This window comes from Bilophila sp., from assembly GCF_057864385.1.
The window spans coordinates 1-6,384 of record NZ_DBMAFI010000111.1; the positions used below are offsets into that span (position 1 = coordinate 1).

Here is a 6,384-nt window from a genome sequence, read left to right on the forward strand (position 1 = left end):
TCCGAGGCTTTCCTTTTGGCTGTGTTATAGAAAATGGTTGATGCTTTTTTCTTTGAAGATCCAAAGGGATAACATGCAAAATGCCTTAGCCGTGGATCCCGCCAAGGGGAAAACCGGAAAAAAAGGCTGTATTTTCACCTCACTGTGGAGATGAAACAACCACAAACCAGAACAGAGCCTTCCTTTTTATCAAATTTTTGTTCACGGCTTTCCTTGAAACGGTTTTTGATTCGGAAAAAAGAGCTTTTCCAAACTCGCATTTCCTTGCAAGACCAGAAGATATATAAATATATTTTTGTTTTTTCAGGAAACGGCAGACGCCCACGGGCTCGCCGCAAGGCGTTTCGGGCGAAGCGCAGCTTCGGCTGAAACGCCTTGCGGCGGCACTGGGGGGCCGGGGGCATGATGCCCCCGGCAGGGCCAAGGGGCGGCAGCCCCGCCAAAGCGGCCCGCACCTTGCCGCAGGAGGCATTCCCCTATGAATCTCTGCGAACTGCAAAACGTCACGCTCGAACGGAAAGCGCGGGACTACACGTATCGGCTCCGCATCGACTCCCTGACCATCCGGGCCGGTGAAAAAATCGCACTGATCGGCCCTTCCGGGTGCGGGAAAAGCACCGCGCTGGACTTGCTCGCCATGATATTGCCCCCAAGCGGGGCGGAAACATTCCTGTTCAGCGCACCGGGTGATGCGCCGGAAGATGTGGCGGAGCTCTGGCGGCGCGGAGGGCGGGAACGTATGGCCCGCCTGCGGCTGCGGCATATCGGCTACGTGCTGCAAACCGGCGGCCTCCTGCCTTTCCTGAGCGCCGGAGACAACATTGCTGCGCCGGGAAGGGCCAAGGGCATGGACGCCAAGGCCGTGGACGCCGGATTGAAGGAACTGGCCGGACGCCTCGGCATCGGGCACCTGCTCGGCACCCTGCCGGGCAAGCTGTCCATCGGGGAACGGCAGCGGGCCGCCATCGCGCGGGCGCTGCTGCCGAAACCTGATCTCGTGCTTGCCGACGAGCCCACCGCCGCGCTGGACCCCGTGACCGCGAAGAACGTCATGCGCCTGTTTACGGAACTGGCCGGAGAATGCGCGCTGGTCGTCGTGTCGCATGACCACAGGCTGGTCGAGGAAAACGGCTTCCGCTGCCTGCGTCTGGATGTGGACGGCGGGGACGGCTCCATCAACACCACGCTGCGGGGGTGAACATGCGTCTTTCCATCATCTGCGGCATGGCCCTAAGGGACTATTGGCACGAACGCGCCCTGTCGCTGTGCGCGGTGCTTGCGCTGGCGACCGTGCTGGCTCCCCTGCTCATCCTGTTCGGCGTGCGCAACGGCGTCATCGGCAACCTTCAGGAGCGGCTGCTCCAAGATCCCCGCAACCTTGAAATCGTTCCCGTGGGCAGCGGCAAATACGGCAAGGCTTTCTTCGAGGAGCTGCGGAAACGCCAGGACGTGGGCTATGTGGTCCCCCAGACGCGGGCCATAGCCGCGACCATCGGCCTGCTCCCCGCCTCCGAAAAAAAAGGCGGGCTGCCCCCCAACCCGGTCAACGTCAGCCTCATCCCTTCCGGTGCGGGCGATCCCTTGACCCGGCGTTTCGCCGGAAACGCGGCCCTGAAGGACGACGAAATCATCCTGACCGCGCCCGCCGCCGACAAGCTCGGAGCGCGCGCCGGAACCCTACTGACCGGGCGGGTCACGCGGGCGCGGGGCATGACGCGGGAACAGGCGGAAACGCCCCTGCGCGTCAAGGCCGTACTCCCGCTGTCCGCGCTCCAGAAGGAGGCCGCCTTTGTGCCGCCGTCGCTTGCCGAGGACGCCGAAACCTACCGCGACGGCATGGGCGTGCCGGAACGCGGCTGGGACGGGACGGCGCGCGGAGACGGCGAACGGCTCTACCCTTCGTTCCGGCTCTATGCCGCGGATCTTGACGGCGTGGCCTCGCTGCGGGACTTTCTGGGCGCCCGGAACATCGACGTCTATACCCGCGCCGAAGAAATCGAAAACGTCAAAATGCTGGACCGCTCCACAACGCTGGTATTCGGCCTGATCTGCCTCGCGGCGGGAGTGGGCTTCCTCGCGTCCACGGCGAGCAACCTCGTCGCCGCCATCCGGCGCAAGCGCCGCGTGCTCGGCATTATCCGGCTCATGGGCTTTTCCGGGGCGGACATCGTATGCTTCCCGCTGGTGCAGGCGCTGTCCACATCCGCGCTCGGCATGGGGCTGGCCTTCGCACTCTACGCCGCCGTCGCGGGCGTCATCAACGCCCTCTTCCCCCTCGGCGCGGAACTCGGCGCCGTCTGCCGCCTGTCGTGGGCGCATGTCGGGGGGGCTGTCGGCGTCGTGCTTGTGTTGTCCCTGCTGGCCGCCCTGCCGCCGAGCCTTTCGTGCGGCCGCCTTTCACCTTCCGAGGTTATCCGCGATGAATAAATGGTGTTTCCTGTTGATTGCCGCCTGCCTGCTCTCCCCCGGTACGGGGCACGCCGCGCTCAAGGCGCGGGGCGACGTGAAGGCCGAAGACGCCTTCAACCCCAACCCCGCCCCCGATGATCTGATCCTGCCCATGCCCTGCGGGCAAAGCATGGTGCTCAAGGCTGTGGGGGTGCGCGGCAAGGGCCTGCTCTGGGATCTCGAAACCCGTTTCGGACGCCGGGACGGAGGTTCCGATGATCGCGGCTATTATGACGGCCCGTATGCGTCCGCCATATCGGGCCCCTTCGTGCTCAAGGATCTCCCTCCCGACTGGCAGCGGAAAATCAAGGCCGCCAACCCGGACGCCGACGCCATGCAGTTCTATTTTGAAGGCAAGTACGAGGTGAGCAAACGCCAGTGGGATGCCGTCATGGGCGGGCAGTGCAGGGATGGGGACGCCCTCCCCGCCCTCAGCCCTGAGGACGCGCGCCCCGTCGTCGAAGTTTCATGGCATGAGGCGCAGGAATTTACCAAAAACTATACGGAATGGCTGCTTGCCAACGCCCCGCAGTCCCTGCCCGGCTTTCAGGGGGACGACAGGAACACCGCCTTTGTCCGCCTGCCCACGGAAGCGGAATGGGAATACGCGGCGCGCGGCGCCCAGAAGGTTTCGCCGCTGTCCCTGAGCCAAGAGGATTTCTTTGAAATGCCGGCGGGCGACGCCGTCAAGGACTACGCCGTGTTCCGCGGCAGTGAGGGGACCTCGGAAGAAACGCTCCAGCGCATCGGCTCGCGCAAGCCCAACCCGGCGGGGTTCTACGACATGGCGGGCAACGCCGCCGAAATGGTGCAGGACGGCTTCCAGTTCTCCCTCGGCGGGCGGCTCCACGGCTCCACGGGCGGCTTTATCCGCAAGGGCGGCGGCTTCCTGTCCACGCAGGACGAAGTCATGCCCGGAAGGAGGGAGGAAGTGGCCCCCTTCCTCAAGGACGGGCCCAACAAGGCGCGGGATCTCGGATTCCGCATCGCCCTTTCCGGCATCAACACCCCCGGCGGCGCAAGGCCCGCGGAACTGGCTTCGGAATGGAAGAAGGCCGGGATAGAACTGTCCGCCGAGCTGAACCCCTCCGGCGATCCGCTGGAACTGGTGGCCCAGCTTGAGGCGCGGGCCGGAAGCGATGCGGAAAAGGCCAGCCTCAAGGGGCTTCAAAACCTGATCCGTGAAAACAACATTTCGCTCGAACGCCAGAAGCGATCCACGGTATCCAACGAAATCCGTTCCGCCGTCTACCTTGTGACCATGCTCAAGGACTGCCTGATCAAGCGGGAAATCATCGGCAAGGAGCTGCAAAACTTCGAGGACAAGAAAAAGCAGATCACGGCGGCCCTGCCCAAGATGAAAGCCGCCGAAGCCAAGCAGTATAAGCAAGTCCTTGCCAGCCTCGACAAGGGCATCGCCCTTTCCAAAACCGGCATAGACAATCAGGAGGCCGAATTCCGTTCCATGCTCCTGTTTTACAAGCAGACGGTGGAGAACACCCGGAAGGTGCCGCAATCCCTTTTTGACGAAGAGCTGAAAGGCATCGGGCAGGAAATGTCCGGCAAGGCCCCGCACCTCGTCAAACAAAACGCCTCACTCCGCATCTATAAAAAGCACGTCGCCGCACTGCGCGGCGGCAAGCTGACCCTGCTCTCCTCGGATGCGCTCAGAAAGGACATCCTGTCCTTGATTCCCAAAGGGAAATGATCCTGAAGGGGAGGGAGGACTCCTCTCCCTCCCCCGTATTCCCTGCGGGCTGTCTCGGCTTCCCCTCCGTTTCCGGCTTGTTGTCCCCCCGGACGGGGCATTCGCTTCTGCAATGAAAGCCGCATTTCAACTCTCTGAAATTCAAAATGAATATTTGAAAGGCTGTGTCATAGGAAACGGTTGATGTTTTATTTCTTAAAATTCCAAAGGTATAACCAATAAAGTTCCCCCATCATGGAGTCCGTCAGCGGAAAAATTGGAGAAAAAGTCTCTCTTTTCAGCATCCTGCTGAAATAAAACAACCACATGCTATAACAGAACCTTTGAAAAATCATCGAAAAGGCGAATGTCCCCCTCGGACGGCCCCTTATCATCCTCTTCCCCTCTGCCTGCCCCCCCGCTCCTTTTCCGCCCTCTTTCCCTCCATACCTTCCCTGTGGCCTTCCTTTTCCGCCATTGGCAAATGGTATTTGGCATTCCAGGAAAATCATAGCCTTTTCTTTCTTTTCTTCTAAAGTAACAAACTGATAATAAAGGAAAATAAAGAATCTTTATTATCAGTAAAAATAATTATTATTGACTTATATGTGAGAAGCGCCTATGTTCCCTACACACAGGGCATCGCTGTTTCCTTGCAACGTCCCAACCTCACCCGGCCAGCCGGAAAAAACAAAAGGAGGCAACCATGTCCAATGATCTGCTTACAAACAACGCCGGAGCCCCGGTAGTTGATAATGAAAATTCCCTTACCGCCGGGCCCCGCGGCCCCATGCTGCTTCAGGATACGTGGTTCCTCGAAAAGCTGGCCCATTTCGACCGTGAAGTCATCCCCGAACGCCGTATGCACGCCAAAGGCTCCGGCGCTTACGGCACGTTTACGGTCACCCACGACATCACCCGCTACACCAAGGCTTCCCTGTTCTCCCGGATCGGCAAGAAAACCGACCTGTTCATGCGCTTCTCCACGGTTGCGGGCGAGCGCGGCGCCGCCGACGCCGAACGCGACATCCGCGGCTTCGCCATCAAATTCTATACGGATCAGGGCAACTGGGATCTCGTGGGCAACAACACGCCCGTCTTCTTCCTCCGCGACCCGCTGAAATTCCCCGACCTGAACCATGTGGTCAAACGCGATCCCCGCACCAACATGCACAGCGCCAAAAACAACTGGGACTTCTGGACGCTCCTGCCCGAAGCGCTGCATCAGGTGACCGTGGTCATGAGCGATCGCGGCATTCCCGCGAGCTACCGCCACATGCACGGGTTCGGCAGCCATACTTTCAGCTTCATCAACGCCGACAACGAACGCTTCTGGGTAAAATTCCACTTCAGGACGCAACAGGGCATCAAGAACCTGACCGACGCCGAAGCCGAAGCCATCATCGCCAAGGATCGCGAAAGCCATCAGCGCGACCTCTATGAGCACATCGAAAAGGGCGATTTCCCGCGCTGGACCCTGTTCGTTCAGGTCATGCCCGAAGCCGACGCCGAGAAGCTGCCCTACCATCCCTTTGATCTGACCAAGGTCTGGTATCACAAGGATTACCCGCTCATCGAAGTGGGTGAGCTCGAACTGAACCGCAACCCTGAAAACTATTTCGCGGAAGTGGAACAGGCCGCGTTCAACCCCGCGAACATCGTTCCCGGCATCAGCTTTTCGCCGGACAAGATGTTGCAGGGGCGCCTCTTTTCCTACGGCGATGCGCAGCGTTACCGCCTTGGCGTAAACCACCACCTCATCCCGGTGAACAGATCCCGCTGCCCGTTCCACAGCTACCACCGCGACGGCCAGATGCGCGTTGACGGCAACTACGGCAGCTACACCAACTACGAGCCCAACAGCAACGGCGCGTGGAAGGATCAGCCTGATTTCTCCGAGCCGCCGCTGAAGCTTTCCGGCGACGCCGACCGCTGGAAGTATCCCTGTGACGACGCCGACTATTACGAACAGCCCGGCAAGCTGTTCCGGGTGATGACGCCCGAACAGCAGGAAGCCCTTTTCGGCAACACCGCCCGCGCCATGCACGGCGTGCCCCGTGAGATCCAGATCCGCCACATCTACAACTGCTCTAAGGCCGATCCCGCTTACGGCAAGGGCGTTGCCGACGCCCTCGGCATCCCTATGAGCGACGTGAAGCTGTAAGAGAGTGGAGGAAGAGAAGGATTGGGGAAGGGAGGGAAAACTTTTCTGAAGAAAAGCTTTTCCCTCCCTTCCCCAATAACATTCC

General features: G+C 60.4%; 4 protein-coding genes. All 4 read left to right on the forward strand.

What is annotated here, in order from left to right:
* Positions 1-478 precede the first annotated feature (478 nt).
* Entirely contained in the window at positions 479-1,198 is a 720-nt protein-coding gene (locus ACZM8Y_RS17445) for an ABC transporter ATP-binding protein (protein ID WP_479859735.1), read from the forward strand.
* A gap of 2 nt (positions 1,199-1,200) precedes the next feature.
* Entirely contained in the window at positions 1,201-2,427 is a 1,227-nt protein-coding gene (locus ACZM8Y_RS17450; protein WP_482334461.1) for an FtsX-like permease family protein, read from the forward strand.
* Positions 2,420-4,156, forward strand: a complete 1,737-nt coding sequence (locus tag ACZM8Y_RS17455; RefSeq protein ID WP_482334463.1) for a formylglycine-generating enzyme family protein — start codon at positions 2,420-2,422, stop codon at positions 4,154-4,156. The genes ACZM8Y_RS17450 and ACZM8Y_RS17455 overlap by 8 nt, the downstream gene beginning before the upstream one ends.
* A gap of 685 nt (positions 4,157-4,841) precedes the next feature.
* On the forward strand, positions 4,842-6,299 hold the full coding sequence (locus tag ACZM8Y_RS17460) for a catalase (protein WP_482334466.1): 1,458 nt from the start codon (positions 4,842-4,844) through the stop codon (positions 6,297-6,299).
* The last annotated feature ends 85 nt before the right edge of the window (positions 6,300-6,384 follow it).

Coding starts and splice junctions, on each gene's coding strand:
- ACZM8Y_RS17445 (WP_479859735.1), top strand. CDS start 479: ATGAATCTCTGCGAACTGCAAAACGTCACGCTCGAACGGAAAGCGCGG.
- ACZM8Y_RS17450 (WP_482334461.1), top strand. CDS start 1,201: ATGCGTCTTTCCATCATCTGCGGCATGGCCCTAAGGGACTATTGGCAC.
- ACZM8Y_RS17455 (WP_482334463.1), top strand. CDS start 2,420: ATGAATAAATGGTGTTTCCTGTTGATTGCCGCCTGCCTGCTCTCCCCC.
- ACZM8Y_RS17460 (WP_482334466.1), top strand. CDS start 4,842: ATGTCCAATGATCTGCTTACAAACAACGCCGGAGCCCCGGTAGTTGAT.